The organism is Singulisphaera acidiphila DSM 18658 (assembly GCF_000242455.2).
Lineage (GTDB): Bacteria > Planctomycetota > Planctomycetia > Isosphaerales > Isosphaeraceae > Singulisphaera > Singulisphaera acidiphila.
This window is the reverse complement of the sequence record NC_019892.1, coordinates 3,915,871-3,931,366: the sequence shown is the minus strand read 5'-3', so window position 1 is coordinate 3,931,366 and position 15,496 is coordinate 3,915,871. Positions and strand designations below refer to the sequence as shown.

The window sequence follows — 15,496 nt, the reverse complement described above, 5'->3', positions numbered from 1 at the left end:
GACGAGAGTTTGGTCGGATCCCTCGCTATCCATTAAGTCGATTTTTATGCGACCCAAGAAGAAAACCACTCGCACGTCGAAATCAGATCGTCCCTCAAATCCTTCGCTCGCGCCCGACCCCGAATCGGTCGCGGAGGATGTCGCGGCGACGGGGCGGGCCCTGGTCTTGCCCGAACGTCCTGAAGGAGCGCCGGTGCTGCCCTCGCGGCTCCCGTTGCTGCCGCTCCGCTCCGACGTTGTTTTTCCCCAGACGGTCGTCCCCTTGGTGGTCAACCGGCCCGGCGGGATCAAGCTGATCGACGAAGTGCTGGGTGGCGACAAAATGATCGGCCTGGTCACCCAGCGCCATCCCGATACCGAAGAGCCGGGGATCGAAGACCTCTATCCGACGATCTGCGTCGGGTCCGTCCTGAAGATGCTCAAATTCCCCGACGGCTCCACACGGATCGTCTGCCAGGGGCTGTACCGCGCCAAGTTGACTAAGGTCGAGCAACTTGAGCCCTACCTCATCGGACAAATTGAGCCGTATGACGACGTGGTGGACGAAGGGGTCGAGCTCGACGCGCTGGTCCATCATGTGAACCGCTTGTTCCAGCGGATGGTCGACCAGAGCCAGCAGGTCCCCGAAGAACTGCAAGTCGCCGCGATGAACACCAGGGAGCCAGGTCGGCTGGCCGACCTGCTCGGCTCCAGCTTGCCCTTCTCGATCGAAGAGAAGCAGAAGCTCCTGAGCGAGATCGACGTCCGCGCCCGGCTGGAGAAGCTCGGCCAGTTCCTCTCACGCCAGCTTGCGGTGCTCGAGCTCTCGAGCAAGATCCAGGAGCAGGTCGGGTCGGAGATCACCAAGGCGCAGCGGGACCATTTCCTCCGCCAGCAGATCAAGGCGATCCAGGAAGAACTGGGTGAGGGGGAAGGAGACAACCCCGAGCTCGACGAACTCTGGAAGCGACTGAAAGCCGCGAACCCGCCCGAAGACGTCCTGACCGAGGCCGAACGGGAGATCGAGCGGCTCGCCGGGATGCATCCGAGCTCAGCGGAATATTCGATCGTTCGGACCTACCTCGACTGGATGGCCATGCTCCCCTGGTCCAAGTCGAGTCGCGACCGGCTCGACTTGCGGCGGGCCAAGAAGGTCCTCGACACTGACCACTACGACCTGGAGAAGATCAAGGAGCGGATCCTCGAGTACCTGGCAGTCCGCAAGCTCAAGAAGGACATGAAGGGGCCGATCCTTTGCCTCGCCGGGCCTCCGGGCACAGGGAAGACCTCGCTGGGCAAGAGCATCGCCAAGGCGTTGGGCCGCGAGTTCGTCCGGATCAGCCTGGGCGGAGTCCACGACGAGGCCGAGATCCGAGGGCATCGCCGCACCTATGTGGCCGCGATGCCCGGCCGGATCCTCCAAGGGATCCGCAAAGGGGGGACGAATAACCCTGTCTTCATGCTCGACGAGGTCGACAAGCTCGGGTCCGACTTCCGAGGGGATCCCTCGGCCGCCCTGCTCGAAGTGCTTGACCCCGAACAGAACGCTTCTTTTCGCGACCACTACCTCGACGTCGATTTCGACCTGTCGAAGGTGATGTTCATCGCAACGGCCAACATGCTCGAGACGATCCCGGCCCCCTTGCTCGACCGGATGGAGGTTCTCCAGCTTCCCGGCTATAGCGAGGAAGAGAAAACCCTGATCGCGCAGAAGTACATCATCCCCAAGCAGCTCGAGGCGCACGGCCTGGCAGCCGGGGACGTCGTCTTCTCCGACGAGGCGGTCGGCAAGATCATCGCCGACTACACGCGTGAAGCCGGGTTGCGCAACCTCGAACGCGAGATTGCCTCGATCTGTCGGAAGGTCGCGCGGAAGCGCGCCGACGGCAAGCGAGGGCTGACGAAGGTGTCGCCGACGCAGGTTCCCGAAGCGCTCGGGCCGCCTCGATACTTCCGTGAGGTGGCCGACCGAACCGGGACACCAGGCGTGGCCACCGGCCTGGCCTGGACTCCGACCGGAGGCGAGATCCTCTTCATCGAAGCGACTGCCATGCCCGGCAAGGGAGGCTTGACGCTGACCGGTCTGCTCGGCGAGTCGATGCGTGAGAGCGCCCAGGCGGCCATGAGCTACATGCGGAGCCATGCCAAGTTGCTCGAGATCGAGGCCTCTTGGTTCACCAAGAACGACGTGCACATTCACGTGCCGGCGGGAGCGGTGCCCAAGGACGGTCCGTCGGCCGGAGTGGCCATTTCCGCAGCCTTGATGAGCCTGGTCCGCAAGAAGGCGATCCATCAGAATCTGGCGATGACCGGCGAGGTCACCCTGACCGGCCGTGTCCTGCCCGTCGGGGGAGTTCGCGAGAAGATCCTGGCCGCCCGCCGCGCGGGGATCCTCGCCGTCCTGATCCCTCGGCATAACGAGAAGGACCTCATCGAACTCCCGGCCGAGGTCAAGGCCGACATGACCTTCCACTCGGTTGATACCCTGGACGATGTCGTGCCCCGGCTTTTTCCCCGCGAGCGCGGGTCGAAGAAAACGACTTCGTCGCCCGGTAAGAGTGCCAGTTCCTCGCGAACGATCGCGACCCCGCGCGACCGGAAAGCGGGCCAGGTGGACAAGCCGACTCGCCGGCCTCGGTCGGCCTGAGCGGAGCGGCGGTGCCGGCGTCATTTCCGATCCGATGTCAACGCGAAGGGGCCTTGTTATTGACGAGGCCCCTTCTGTTATTTGTGGTTCTGGCACTTCATCTCCGACTGCTTATCTGGTCCGGCAAGGTGATTCCACTTGACATCGAGGTCGCTTCTTCCGATATGATAAAAAGGCGCTCATCGATCACTTCTCAAACCATTGATGAGCGGGTCGGCATTGCGGGGGTTGAGGTGAGCTGGAAGCTTCGTCTTCACTGGATCGGTTTCCGATCCCTGGTGATCGCACTTGCGGTCATTGGGTCCGGTCTCGACGTCGTCTCCGTCCCGATCCTCGTGGCGGCCGGCTTTTGCTCGCCGATGGGCGAGGAGCTCGACGCAACGGACAGTGAAGGTGAACGCGATCAAGCTCCCGATGATCTGAACGACTCGACCTGGTCGTTGGTTCAGATTGCCTCGCGTGCGGAAAAGCGAAGGCATCCGCTACTTCCTCACGAGTTTCTCCCTGTCTCGAAGCCGGGATCGCAGGGGATGGCCAACCTGCAGACCACCCCTTGGGCCACCATGCTTCCCACCTCAATTCGACTCTGCCGTTTCATGTGCTGAGCCGGACCGGTTGATCCCTCTCTTTTTCCTTTCTTGAGGGGCGCCCACGAGCGGTCGCTCCACAAATGTCACAACGATTGTGAATTCGTCGGACCTCGCACCGAGTCCGCGTCGCCTTTGGGCACCACTTTCGCGTCTCGCGAAGGTCCCTGTCCCTGCAATGGCGCGCGTTCGTTCCGCCCTCTTACGGCGCGATGGGTCTGCCGCAATTCCTCGCCATATCCTTGGGAATCCGGTGAGCGGGAGCGGAAACAAGATGAGTGCTCTGAAGTCGGATCGAAGTGGTGACGACGGGTTTTCGAACGCAGCCGAGTCCGAGGAGCGCAACCGGATCAATGCCCGGCGCTCTCTCGAACGGATGGGCCTGATGTCGTTCGATCGGCCGTGGAGGAACCCTTACTGGGACCTCAACATCCTCGGCCTGATGCGTGTTCCCCAGCGGGAAGACCGGATGATGATCCGGCCGTCAACCGAAGCTCGGCCCGCCTCCAAGGAGAGTCGGCAGGCCCCCTGGCCCGAGGAGAGCCCCCGCTCCTCGGAAGATCACGAGCCCTTGCTCCTCTGATCAGGAAGTCACGGCCGGGCAGAATCAAGGAAGATCGCCCCCCCTGCCCGGCCAACCCACCGACATGAGGTCATCGCCAGGTAAAGGATCAAGGAGGATCCCCCCCCTTTTGCCTGGCGCTTCAAGGACGAAAAAGGAAAGGGCCGGGCAGATTCAGGAGGATCCCCCCCTCTGCCCGGCCGCTCAATTGTTGGGTTACAAGGTTCAAGGACGACGATCGCGTTTAGCGAGCGCGAAGCCGCCAGCGTCGGAATCCGCTCAAGACCGGAACCTCTTCCCGCGAGCGGAGGAGCACCGATTCTGAAGCCATGACGTCGGCGAGGGTTTCGACGAGAAGGTCGTTCTCGGCGGGGTTCCTCACGCAGAACCGGAGATGTCCGCGCGTGTGATGCGCCTGTCCCGGTCCGGTCACGACCGAGCCGATCTCGAGGCCGCGATAGTTGGAGCATTCCCGGACGAAGATGCCGCGCCGGGCCAACGCATCCTGGAGCTGAGGCGAGGTCCAGGGGGTGTCGATCAGGCTGCAGACGACGAAGTTCGCCATCGGTGGTGCGAACGACGGCCGTTGCCGGCCGGGCCAGAGCGGGCGGAGACCGGGCAGGTCCCAGAGCCGCTCGGTGAGTCGAGCCGACTCGGTCCGGATCAGTTCCACGGTGCGCCGGAGGTAGTCACTGTCGTCCACCGCCGCGATTGCCGCAACCTCGGCGGCCGTCGTAACGGTCCAGGGCTGCTGGCTCCGGCGGAGCATCGCCACGATATCGGGCGAGGCCACGGCATAACCAATTCTCAGCCCGGGGAAGGCGTAGATCTTGGTCATCGACCGCAACACGATGAGGTTGTCGCGGGTACTCGTCGCGCCGATCAGGGTCCGCTTTGCCTCATCGGGCAGAAACGGCAGATAGGCCTCGTCGACGACCGTCATCAGTGACGGGGAGCGATCGACCAGGTTGAGAAGTCGCGTACGGTCCCAGGCGCGGCCCGACGGATTGTTCGGGTGGCCGGTCCAGAAGACCCCGCGCTTCCCTTCCGGGAACGTTTCCTGGGCCCACCCGAGCACATGCTCGTCCCAGATTTTGGTGCGCATTCCGTTTTGGGCCGAGGTCCGGCGATACTCGCCGTAGCTTGGCTCAATCAGGTGCGCGGCCGGCGGCTTGGGTACGCCGAAACTGCGTCTGCGACGGCCGGCAGTCTCGCGAACCATCTGACCAATCAAGTTGATCAGTTCAGTCGTGCCCGCCCCGACGATAATTTGGTCGGTCGGCACCCCATGAAATTCGGCCAGTCGCTCCACAAGCCGGGGTGAGTTCGGCTCCGGATAGCGATCAATGGTCTCGGTGGCAGCTCGAACGGCGGCAAGGGCCACGGGGGGCGGTCCCAAGGCGTTCAAGGGGGCCGAAAAATCCAAGAGCGGCCGGTTCCCCAGCTTGAGCCGCGCCCGGATATTCGCCTGATTTCCGCCGTGTTGGATGGGGTTCTTCGCTCGGTGGTCTACCATGCGGTTCGGTCGATGAGGATCTTGGGAAATTAAGAGGGTCCCCATACATAAACGACGGCCGGTTGACAGCGGACCCGAGGTTGCCGGCGCTGGCCGAGTTCTCCCGTGGCTTCCATCGTTTCGTGCCGAAGTCGAATGGTTTTTTCGCTCGGTTCGGAACCTTGGATTCCTCAGAAGAACGGTCGAATATAACCGCCCAGGGATCCGATGCAAGAGCCTGTACCAACGGATTCTAAACCAAAGGGTCACACAGCCTCCATCAACCGACCATAAATCAACCTTGAAAATGAGCCTGATCCGACCCGTCGACCACCTTGAAAGCGCTGGCTCCAGATCCTTCGAAAACGCGTTAGTCGAGAGTGTGAAACGAACTGAGACCGATGCTGAGGCCAAACCGAGTTGCAACGTTGCCTTGGCAGGTGGCGTATAAACAACAATTTGCTCGAAAAATCGCCGATGTGCCCGACCGCGTTCGAACCGGCACCGTTCGCCTCACAAGCGGATATGCTGCCTTTACACCACGGGCACAGCGGAAGGGGCGGGAGTCGAACCCGCAAGGCTCATCGCTCGCCCGCTTTCCAAGCGGGTCCCGTCCCCAAGTCGGGTAGCCCTTCCGTCAACATCTTTTTTTCTGCCCTTCGATCCCGGATCGACAATGATCCCTTGCGTTTCCCTACGGCGAAGCGACGTCTTTGCCGCTCAACCCGTTTTCGCCTGGGGCTGTCTTTCCTGGGACCGCGGACGCTCTCCCCTCCATTCTTGCTTGATCGGTCCCTCCGAAGACCACTTTCCGAAGTGATGGGCGTCGTCAACCGACTTCGTCGAACTACCCCGACCAGGATTTGAACCTGGAACTCCTCGTTCGAAGCGAGGGATGATCGTCCGTTTCACCATCGGGGCCAGCGAGTGAGTATTTAAAAACGAAATCATGAAATAAAGGGACGCCCGACTTGCGTGAAAGGTTCACGGGCGTTGGCGGAGTGTTGCGAAGCCTGAAGAGAAATTTAGCCTTCCTTCAGGTGTTGTTTAAGTCTCCTCGCTAGGATTCGTCCATGTCGCGAGTTGTCGCTCGCAACGGAAGGGATGATGGGGACGCCGGGTCCCACGCTCCGCCCGAACGGATTTCTAAAGGATGCCGGAAGATGTCCATGCATGGCGATCGAAGGCTCGTAACGGCTCTGCACTGGTTTCACAAGCATTTTCTCTGGTTCCTGATCGCAACCTACGCAGTGGCCGCCTATGCGCCGGCGGCCGGGCTCAAGATTCGCGCGGTTTCGTTTGGCACGATCAGCCTTTTCGGAGGGTCGACGCACCTGACTTTGCCTGCGGTAATGCTGGGCCTTCTGCTGCTGAACGCCGGGCTCGGAGTTCGTACGACTGAGTTGAATCGCTTGTTCACCAACCCGAGACCCTTGGCCTTTGGCCTGGCCGCGAATCTCCTCGTGCCGATCGTCTTCATTGCATTGGTGTCGCAGTCAACGGGGTTTTGGCACAACTCCGATGAGTTGCAGAGCATCCTTGTAGGGCTTGCCCTGGTCGCTTCGATGCCGATCGCAGGGTCGTCATCGGCCTGGGCACAAAATGCTGACGGTGACCTGGCGCTGAGCTTGGGCCTGGTCGTGGTCTCCACGCTGGTGAGTCCGTTCACGACCCCCCTCTCGCTTCACGCGGCGGGCTTGATGGCACAGGGGGACTACGCTGCAAGTCTTCACCAACTCGCAGGGCACGGAACCGGCGCGTTCCTTGCCGTCTGCGTCGTTTTCCCTTCGATGCTCGGAATCGTCCTGCGTCAATTGCTGGGAGACCGGTTGACCGACCGCATGCGTCCTTGGCTGAAACTTGCGAACTCGGCAAATCTGCTGGTTCTCTGCTACTCGAACGCCGCGATCTCGCTCCCCCAGGCGGTCGCTCAGCCTGACCTCGACTTCCTCGTCGCCATCCTCGCGATCACCGCCAGCCTCTGCATGTTCGCGTTCGGGTCAGGATGGGGTCTCGGTCATCTCCTCAAGCTGCAAGCGGGGGGACGCGCTTCGCTGATGTACGGCCTGGGGATGAACAACAACGGGACGGGACTGGTGCTCGCCTCATTCGCGTTCGCCGATCATCCGAGGATTCTACTCCCGATCATCATCTACAACCTGGTGCAGCAAATGGTCGCCGGCGCGTTGAATGCTCTCGCCACGAGCGCCGCCAACGCCCCGAAACCGGACGCGCGAGCGCTCGCCCCAGCAACAGGGTGAGGAGGGACGAGCGGAAGGCAAGGGATTCGAACCCTCATTCCCCGAAGGGAAACCGCCTTAGCAGTGCGGCCCGGCCACAACCGTATCCGGCTACCTTCCTCGTAAATTGGGATTCCGTCAGGTTCGTGTCAGTAGTGGACAGCCGGGGAGTCGAACCCCGATCTCCTGGTTGCAGGCCAGGTGTCATTCCGTTGGACCAGCCGCCCGTCTCTTTCCATTGTCTCTTTGGCTTCAACTCGAGGGGTGTGGGACGTTTCTCAATCAAAATCCGCCGCGATTGCGGGTATGGGAGTCGAACCACATCCCACCGAGCTCAGGAAACTCGGTCGAGCACCGGCTCACCCGCGAGTCCCAGGCCCCGGTTTCGAACCGGGAGGCCAGCCTTAGAGGAGCCGGCCGGGCGCCTGCTATGCCTGGGAGAGATGTTTGTTGAAAAACATTCGCAATGACCGAGGGGAGAGTCGAACTCCCACGCCCATCTTGGGCACGAGCTTCTCGAACTCGCGCGTCTGCCATTCCGCCACCCGGTCGAATGGCTGAGCAACGAAGAAGTGCGGTTCTCGTTGCTCGCCAGTGGCTCAGGAGGGATTCGAACCCTCAGCATCTCTCGGTCTGAACGAGAGTGGTCTGCCGATTGCCTACCGAGCCATCGATCCTCTCAATCAAGGTATCAAAAAACAAAAAATGGAAATAATTTTATAAATTGAACCGACAATATGCGGGAAATGCCGAATTTCTCTTATGTGATTCATTCCTTGGAATTTGGGCTCGGCGCACAAAAAAACCCGGCTCATCACCGGGCATGGAAACGCGGGGTCGCCATGCCATTCAGCAGGTCTCTGCCTGGGAGTTGCTTCGTAGGGTACTCATTATTACTTTCTCCTCGTTTTCGTTACTGTTTCCGTCTTCACCCACTCAGACGCACTCCTCTGCCCTGATGTTCGCGAGAATCTCAAAGAATCGAAGAGTCATTGGGATCAAGAATGGGCGGGTCGCCCGCTCTTGATCCCAGGGAATGCTCGAAGAGTGCGTGGCACTTGCCTTCCCCAACTGGTGAGCGATAGGGATCTTTTTTGAATAGGGGGGCGGTTGCGGAGGCGACATCCTCGCCTCACGATCCACCTGTCGCGATGAGGGGTGTCGTAAGGCGAGCTTCGGCGATCGAGGCAGGCGTTGTGAGCGGCGGCTCAACCTGCATCCGCCGACCGAAATCGGGGGAAGAGCGTTCGATTCTCCGGGGGGTTGGTTTCGTCGATGGGGATGACATCGAGCAACCGCTTCAGGATGTCATCGGTCTTGAGGCCATCGCCCTCAGCGTTGAAGTTGGTGACGACACGATGCCGGAGGACTGGACCCACCACTGCGCGGATGTCCTCGGCCGAGACCGCGTACCTCCCGTGGAGCACCGCGCGGGCCTTGGCCGCCAGGACCAGGTACTGGCTCGCGCGCGGTCCCGCTCCCCAACTCACGTAATCCCGGATGAAGTCGGGCACATCCGCTTTCCCCCGACGCGTCATCCTGGCGATCCGGACTGCGTACCGCGCCACGTGGTCGGACACCGGGACCTTCCGCACGATCTCCTGAAGCCCGAGAATCTCCGTCCCTGCGAGGATTTTTGAAGCGATTGACCGATGGCTTGATGTCGTTCTTCGCACGATCTCGAACTCTTCCTCCTCGTCGGGATAATCCACCAGGATGTTGAACATGAAGCGGTCGAGCTGGGCCTCGGGCAGAGGATAAGTCCCTTCCTGCTCAATCGGATTCTGCGTCGCCAGGACGAAGAAGGGGGCGGGGAGACGATGCCGTTCGCCGCCGACGGTCACCTGTCGCTCTTGCATCGCCTCCAGCAGTGCCGCCTGCGTCTTGGGGGGAGTTCGATTGATCTCATCGGCCAAGACGATATTGGCGAAGATCGGTCCGCGTAGGAACTTGAACTGGCGGATGCCTGTGGCCTTCTCCTCTTGAATGACCTCGGTACCGGTGATGTCCGCAGGCATCAAATCCGGCGTGAACTGCACCCGGTTAAAGGCGAGGTTCAAGGAGTCTGCCAACGTCTGAATCATCAGCGTCTTTGCCAGTCCGGGTACGCCGATCAAGAGACAGTGCCCACGCGCGAATATCGCGATAAGCAGCTCCTCGAGCACCGACTCTTGGCCGACGATCACCTTCCCCATCTCAGCTTTGAGCCGAGCGAAGGCGTTCTTCAAACGCTCTACGACGGCGATCTCCTCGTTTTTGAGTTCAATCGGGGGAGTCTCGCTGGTCATTCAATCCTCCTGACAGTGAACAGGTAAGTAGTATCGGCCGACCTGAACCGTAAATTGTTATTGGGAAATCTAAAAATGCAGCCATGTTTGATTTCGTGGAAATCCATTCGTCGGTGATTCGCGAGACTCATGCAATCGCCATTCCAGACTGTTCTGGTCGACGTAAACCCCTTTAAGGTAAGTGTGAATCAAGATCGCGATGATTGTCGCCGGCTCTTCATTCGGCGAATGTCTGTCCTTTGCACGGCGATTTCTTGATCGCACCAGACCTTGTTCTCCGGGCCGTTACGGTTGACGCGATCTGAGCCTGGCGCAAGTGACGGCTCGAAAGGTCGGCCAGAAACTGTCCCTCCGTGATGGATAATTGGCCGGTCCGCAGAATGAGGCGTTTTCTCCGTTTCGCTGGAAGTTGGCGTCGGATAACAACATTCGTTGAGTGGATCCGGTCGGAACGCCGTTTGCATAAAGGCGGTCCAACTCTGTTGCCTGATTCCGGCTTGAAGTCGGCTGTGAGGCCGCCCTCATAAACAACGCACTGAATTGCAGGACCACGTCGGGTGAAATCGGGTTGGCACTGTTGCGGCACCAGCGATTGACGAACCGCTTACGATGCTTGGCACCTGAGGTCATAGAAATGGACAATTCGCAATCGGTCCAGCCACGACGACACGGGCCCACCATTCTTACCCTCTACGCCGCCCTGGCGTTCATGGGTTGTGGAGATCCGGATTCCTCCCATCAAATGTCTGTGAATCAGCCGGTCCGCTCGAGCGTTGGCAAACCGGACGCTGAGGCGATCCTCACCGGCCGGCGGATCGACCCGGGGGGAAAGAGCGAGGATGACCCAAGTCACAATTTCGGAGCCCTTTCCTGGGAACTGATGGCGCTTGCAACCGGCGAGCAACTCGCAGGGGGGCGTTACCAACGGATTCTGGAACAGCCGGTCGCGATCTTCAGAGCGTCTCAATGGGATGAAACACGCGGGTGCTCAAAGACACACCCGTATTACGGAGGAACAGGCTACGACGAGCGGTCGACTCCGGACCTGCTCCACACGGCGCAGGCTGTTCAGGCTCTGCGAGTGGCGGGGATCCCGGCGGACGATCCCTACGTTCAACGGGCCGTGATCTTCATTTCGCGTTGCCAGCGTCTCAATGGCCTCTCGGATGATCGGGCCGATGGTGGAGATCCGGATGAGGGAGGACTGACGTTCGATCCGTCCAAGGCCACGTCCTCAAAGAGGGACGGTACTCGGTCCTCACGACGGCCGTGTGGAGCCGCGACCTGCATGGGCTTGTCGAGCCTGCTCGCCGCTGGCATCTCCCCGGAAGATGCTCGGATTCAGGGGACGCTGCGGTGGCTACGAGCCCATTATTCGCTTGATACGCATCCAGGCATGACCTGCGCAAACGAGGGGTTGTATCGCTACTACTACGAGTTTGCCAAAGCGATGACGGGGTTGGGACAAGACCAACTGCGCGACGCACGCGGCGTCGTTCACAACTGGCGTGGCGAACTGGCGCAGCGGCTCGCGGCACGACAGCGACCGGATGGAAGTTGGGTTAACCCCGAGGAATCGGCCGAGCAAGCTTGGTGCGGGCCGGTGACGATCACGAGCTTTGCTCTTCTTACGCTTGATCAAATCGGTGATTCTCGCGGGTTGAATCGTCGTCGAGGGCAAGGAGCCACCTTGTTGAAGAAGGTTGCCTGGTGAATCATTGACCTTGGTCGTCTCGCGGCGGGAGGGACGATGGCTTCGAAGAGGGAAGGCGATGGACTCCTTGGCCCTGGTCATGGCCCTGATAAGATTCCAGAGGACTTTGGGGCTGGGCACCAGCCTCGTCTGGCTGTCGAGCGTCCAGCCCCAGAAGGCACAGCCCCCTGAGCCACGAATGGTGGTTGCTCAGGCGAAATTCGCGGAGAAAACCAGGGGCACGGTCGCCGCACCTCGCGGGAGTGGACTTCCTGGAGGAAGCGTTGAACTGGTAACCCCCGAGGCCGATCGCGCCATCACGTCCGGCCTGGCCTGGCTCGCCGGACACCAGAGTGCCGATGGCTCGTTTGGAAGCGGGGCCTACCGGGGCAATATCGCGGTCACGAGCCTGGCCGCTCTCGCGTTGATGGCCTCCGGATCGAGTCCGGGACGCGGGCCGTACGGCTCCCAAGTGGACAAGGCACTTGCCTACGTGATGGAGAATACCTCGCCATCGGGTCTCGTTGCAGCGGCGGACGTTTCCACGTACGGGCCGATGTATTCGCACGGTTGGGGGACCCTCCTCCTGGCCGAAGCTTACGGGATGACCCATCGCCCCGAGATTCGCGAGAAGCTTCAGAAAGCCGTCCGCTTGATAATCGATACCCAGAACGATGAGGGAGGCTGGCGCTACCAACCGGTCCGTCGAGAGGCCGACCTCTCCGTGACGATCTGCCAGATTAACGCCCTCCGTGCCGCGAGGAACGCCGGCCTGTATGTCCCCAAGGAGACCGTCGATGCCTGCGTCCGCTACGTGCGGCTGTCGCAAAACCCGGATGGTGGGTTCCGCTACATGCTTCAAGGTGGGCCGAGCGCATTTCCCCGATCGGCCGCCGGTGTGGTCGCTCTCTACAGCGCGGCGGTGTATGAGGCCAATGAGATCGATCGAGGAATTGCTTACATTAAACAATTCAAGCCTGATGGCCTGTCCGCTTCGGCCTACTCTCACTATTTCTACGCGCACTATTACGCCGCTCAGGCCATGTGGATTCGCGGTGGTGAAGACTGGGGCGACTGGTATGGGGCGATCCGTGACGATCTGATCCGCCGCCGTGCGTCCGACGGATCCTGGTCGGACAGTGTCGGTTCGGAATACGGTACAGCCATGGCTCTGATCGTGCTCCAGATGCCGAATAGTTTGCTTCCGATCTTCCAGCGTTAGGGCAGAACAACTCGATCACCTTCGAGGCTGCGCGGTTGCCTTGGCGACCTCACCAGATCCTGTCGACCCTCGATCCCAGGTCCATCATGGCAGCGTTGCGAAGATCACGATATTCGTGGCGATCTTCAACGCACTCTCATGGCTGTAACCTTTGCAGTCGATCCCTGAGTGTCGTTCCAAGGCGCAACCGAGATCGTACCTCGAGTAGATCAGGGCCCAATGGTCATCCAGCTTGACCCCTTCGAGTTGAGGGTAGCCCCGACCGCCGCCGGCCGCTTGGGTATACTGGACGTCAGAGAGGTCGTACCCGACTTTCTTGGAATAGAGCGCGTCTTCGTGAGGGATCGGCACCAGCGGATTGTTGGGGAACAGGGTTGCGACGAACTTGCGGAACGCGGCGTCGAAGGCTGGGCTGCCACAGGCGGCATCCGCGAAAAGGCACCCTCCTCCTGGCTGGAAGTGCCGGCGGAGCAACTCCATATCTTCCTTTGAAAACGAGAAAGCCGCGCACCCGTGGGCGTAAATCAAGGGGTAGTGAACCAGAGTGGGATCATTGGCGAAGAGTTCCTTGTGGTTGATGGTCACGTCCATCCCGAGCGTCGCCTTCAGGGCGTTCGTCAGGCTCGGAATGGCCAAGGGGGCGACGTTCCAGTCCCCCGCGTGACGCAGCTTGGCGATGTGCAACGCCCCACGTTTTGGAGAATCGGGCCTGAAGTCCTTCACCTCACGCACGACGAGTTTATCAGCCGGAATCTCCCGCCCGGTGGCGTAGTCAACGAGGTTCTGGCCGACACGCTGAGCCAGAATGACCCGGGGGTGGGAGGGATGGGCCTCCATCTGGTTCCAAAAGCAAGAGAGGTCGGCCGGCGAGTAGATGAGCACGGTCCGACAGCCGTGCTCGATTCCCCAGAGCGGATGAAGGTCGGGGCTTAGCCGATGATGGGCCCGCCAAACCGCATGGCCCTCATCCAACGGATGGAGCTTGTACTCCTCTTCGGGAAAGACCTCCTGCACCAACGTCCTGAACCCACGGTCAAACCGCTCGTCGCCACAGCAGGCCTCGGCGATGATGAATCCGCCTTGCTCGACGAATGCACGTAGGGCCATCTTTGCCTGGGAAGAGAACTGAGGCGCCTCGTGGCCGTTGAAGTAGGCGATGGGGGCCTGGAGCATGTCCTCGACGGTGGCCGAATCGGGATCGACGATCTGCCAGGTCAGCCGGTGGTGCCAGTCGTTCGAGATCATACCAACAAGATTGCGGACATCGTCGAGGTCATTGTTCCAATCGTCGCCCGGCCCATGTCGCAGTTTGTTGACCAGCACCGGCGACCGTCCCGTGGCCAGGAACAGAACGGCGAGACTGGTGGCCAGGATCGCCTGACGCTCGATCGCCACTCCGGTCCAGGAGCCCAGGAGAAGATGCTGGGTGGCGACCAGTTCCTCGGCCCCTTCGCGATACCAGTCGTGAGTTCCCAGGAACCGCAGGCCCGAGAATCGGCCGACTCGTTCCATCCCGTAGAGATAATAATGTTTCCACTGTCGAAACAACCAGGATCCGGGGTTTTCACTGACGGAAAAATGGGTCGAAATCCAGTCAAGACCGCGACGAAGGCTTGGATGGACCTTCCCTCTGCCGTTTCCGCAATTGTGGATCGTTTCGCCGACAAGCTGTTCCTGATCGTGGAAGAGCCTTTGCCCCGTAATGATCAGACCGGAGATCCCTGCGCAAGTCGTACTTGCGGAACTCTTGGAGTTCGCGACGTTGAGGTAGTAAGGCCAGCCGCCGTCGTATTGCTGGGCTTGCACCAGGAATTTCCGGAAGAGAGCCCAAACTTCCGGATTGACCGGTACTCCGGCCAGGGCCGCTGCGTTCAGGCCGAGTAGCGCAAATTGGGTGCTGGAATTGTCGCCACGGCGCGCCTTGTCAGAGGTATGGGCCCAACTCCCCGGCCATCCGGGGTTATTGTCTCCTTCCTTGATCTGGGCGCGTTCGAGCCAGGAGACATTCGCTGTGATTCTCACAAGGTATCGCTGGGGATCGGTCTCGGCAAAGACCATCGTTTGGAGGCCCACGGAATACGTGCCGTCGATTTCATCGGGAGAGAACTTCTCCAGGAAGCGGAGCGCGGCGACCACGTGCGGAGAATCGCGAGGCTCGCCGGCCGTCAGGAGAGCATGAAGGACTAAACTCGTGGGACCGACGATGTGCTGATGGTGGTTCACGGAATCGGGCCAAGAGCCGTCGGCCTGCTGCTGCGACTTGAGGTAAACGACACCGTTGCGGATGGCACGATCAACTTGCCCCGCCGTGACCGGTTCTCGGAGTGCTTTTGCAAGAGCTTTTCGCCTGATGGGGAACGAAGAGGCGATGGTGGAAAGCGCCGTGCACACAGCCAAGCGGGAGGAGGAAGAGAGGGCGGCGAACAAGGCACGCAGAGTCGAGCGGCGGCTGAAGCGGATCATATTGACGATCTCCGGTGCTTCGTCGAACACAACGAAGCTCTCACAAAGGCTATTCCCAGCGGTGTTCTGTTTGTGTTTATCGTTATGAAAATTTTTTCATGATTGAATTTTTGTGATTTTTCGCATTGGGAAGCTATTTGTGGTGTGGCCTGAGGACTCAAGATCCGTTGACTGCGGAGCGACGGCTTCAAGCGTCGGAATGGGCTTTCACCTGGTCAGGGATGTGGGCCCAAGACCTGCCCCGAAAGATTTGGAGGATTGCGTTGCAACTCACGCCATATTCTTGAGCGATCAACCTAATCGTTTTGCCGCTCCTTCGT

Annotated in this window: 9 protein-coding genes and 7 tRNA genes; 6 read left to right on the top strand and 10 right to left on the bottom strand. The window is 60.4% G+C overall.

What is annotated here, in order from left to right; genetic code table 11:
- Positions 1–46: 46 nt before the first annotated feature.
- The 3 genes from lon to SINAC_RS15365 all read left to right on the top strand — a co-directional run bounded on the left by lon (position 47) and on the right by SINAC_RS15365 (position 3,796).
- Positions 47–2,626: an endopeptidase La gene (gene lon, locus SINAC_RS15375; RefSeq protein WP_020466100.1), complete on the top strand. Its 2,580-nt coding sequence runs from the start codon at positions 47–49 to the stop codon at positions 2,624–2,626.
- A 233-nt stretch (positions 2,627–2,859) separates the two neighbouring features.
- Positions 2,860–3,231 carry a hypothetical protein gene (locus tag SINAC_RS39900; protein WP_154673686.1) on the top strand — a complete coding sequence of 124 codons (372 nt, stop codon included), beginning with the start codon at positions 2,860–2,862 and terminating at the stop codon, positions 3,229–3,231.
- 256 nt (positions 3,232–3,487) lie between these two features.
- Positions 3,488–3,796 carry a hypothetical protein gene (locus tag SINAC_RS15365; RefSeq protein WP_015246555.1) on the top strand — a complete coding sequence of 103 codons (309 nt, stop codon included), beginning with the start codon at positions 3,488–3,490 and terminating at the stop codon, positions 3,794–3,796.
- Positions 3,797–4,019: 223 nt separating this feature from the next.
- On the opposite strand, the gene SINAC_RS15360 is transcribed toward SINAC_RS15365, so the two are convergent.
- The 4 genes from SINAC_RS15360 to SINAC_RS15345 all read right to left on the bottom strand — a co-directional run bounded on the left by SINAC_RS15360 (position 4,020) and on the right by SINAC_RS15345 (position 6,191).
- Complete coding sequence (locus SINAC_RS15360; protein ID WP_015246554.1) at positions 4,020–5,291, bottom strand: pyridoxal phosphate-dependent aminotransferase; 1,272 nt, start codon at positions 5,289–5,291, stop codon at positions 4,020–4,022.
- Between the two features lie 457 nt (positions 5,292–5,748).
- Positions 5,749–5,819: transfer RNA gene (locus SINAC_RS15355), tRNA-His, on the bottom strand.
- 2 nt (positions 5,820–5,821) lie between these two features.
- Positions 5,822–5,906, bottom strand: a tRNA-Ser gene (locus SINAC_RS15350).
- A 212-nt stretch (positions 5,907–6,118) separates the two neighbouring features.
- Positions 6,119–6,191, bottom strand: a tRNA-Arg gene (locus SINAC_RS15345).
- 242 nt (positions 6,192–6,433) lie between these two features.
- Between SINAC_RS15345 and SINAC_RS15340 the strand changes: the two genes are divergently transcribed.
- Positions 6,434–7,531, top strand: coding sequence for a bile acid:sodium symporter family protein (locus SINAC_RS15340; protein ID WP_015246553.1), 1,098 nt, complete (start codon positions 6,434–6,436; stop codon positions 7,529–7,531).
- A gap of 11 nt (positions 7,532–7,542) precedes the next feature.
- On the opposite strand, the gene SINAC_RS39895 is transcribed toward SINAC_RS15340, so the two are convergent.
- The 5 genes from SINAC_RS39895 to SINAC_RS15320 all read right to left on the bottom strand — a co-directional run bounded on the left by SINAC_RS39895 (position 7,543) and on the right by SINAC_RS15320 (position 9,798).
- Positions 7,543–7,630, bottom strand: a tRNA-Ser gene (locus tag SINAC_RS39895).
- A gap of 36 nt (positions 7,631–7,666) precedes the next feature.
- Positions 7,667–7,737, bottom strand: a tRNA-Ala gene (locus tag SINAC_RS15335).
- A 240-nt stretch (positions 7,738–7,977) separates the two neighbouring features.
- Positions 7,978–8,061: transfer RNA gene (locus tag SINAC_RS15330), tRNA-Leu, on the bottom strand.
- A 44-nt stretch (positions 8,062–8,105) separates the two neighbouring features.
- Positions 8,106–8,179, bottom strand: a tRNA-Leu gene (locus tag SINAC_RS15325).
- Positions 8,180–8,718: 539 nt separating this feature from the next.
- Positions 8,719–9,798, bottom strand: a complete 1,080-nt coding sequence (locus SINAC_RS15320) for an AAA family ATPase (protein WP_015246551.1) — start codon at positions 9,796–9,798, stop codon at positions 8,719–8,721.
- Between the two features lie 742 nt (positions 9,799–10,540).
- Between SINAC_RS15320 and SINAC_RS15315 the strand changes: the two genes are divergently transcribed.
- Positions 10,541–11,512, top strand: a complete 972-nt coding sequence (locus SINAC_RS15315; RefSeq protein ID WP_020466102.1) for a prenyltransferase/squalene oxidase repeat-containing protein — start codon at positions 10,541–10,543, stop codon at positions 11,510–11,512.
- 58 nt (positions 11,513–11,570) lie between these two features.
- On the top strand, positions 11,571–12,713 hold the full coding sequence (locus tag SINAC_RS15310; RefSeq protein ID WP_015246549.1) for a prenyltransferase/squalene oxidase repeat-containing protein: 1,143 nt from the start codon (positions 11,571–11,573) through the stop codon (positions 12,711–12,713).
- Between the two features lie 84 nt (positions 12,714–12,797).
- On the opposite strand, the gene SINAC_RS15305 is transcribed toward SINAC_RS15310, so the two are convergent.
- Positions 12,798–15,206 (bottom strand): DUF4159 domain-containing protein, encoded by a 2,409-nt coding sequence (locus SINAC_RS15305; RefSeq protein ID WP_020466103.1) that lies wholly within the window; start codon positions 15,204–15,206, stop codon positions 12,798–12,800.
- Positions 15,207–15,496 lie beyond the last annotated feature (290 nt).

What these genes read in the sequence shown, in the direction of transcription:
- lon (WP_020466100.1), top strand. Translation starts at nt 47, where the DNA reads ATGCGACCCAAGAAGAAAACCACTCGCACGTCGAAATCAGATCGTCCC.
- SINAC_RS15365 (WP_015246555.1), top strand. Translation starts at nt 3,488, where the DNA reads ATGAGTGCTCTGAAGTCGGATCGAAGTGGTGACGACGGGTTTTCGAAC.
- SINAC_RS15360 (WP_015246554.1), bottom strand. Translation starts at nt 5,291, where the DNA reads ATGGTAGACCACCGAGCGAAGAACCCCATCCAACACGGCGGAAATCAG.
- SINAC_RS15340 (WP_015246553.1), top strand. Translation starts at nt 6,434, where the DNA reads ATGTCCATGCATGGCGATCGAAGGCTCGTAACGGCTCTGCACTGGTTT.
- SINAC_RS15320 (WP_015246551.1), bottom strand. Translation starts at nt 9,798, where the DNA reads ATGACCAGCGAGACTCCCCCGATTGAACTCAAAAACGAGGAGATCGCC.
- SINAC_RS15315 (WP_020466102.1), top strand. Translation starts at nt 10,541, where the DNA reads ATGTCTGTGAATCAGCCGGTCCGCTCGAGCGTTGGCAAACCGGACGCT.
- SINAC_RS15310 (WP_015246549.1), top strand. Translation starts at nt 11,571, where the DNA reads ATGGACTCCTTGGCCCTGGTCATGGCCCTGATAAGATTCCAGAGGACT.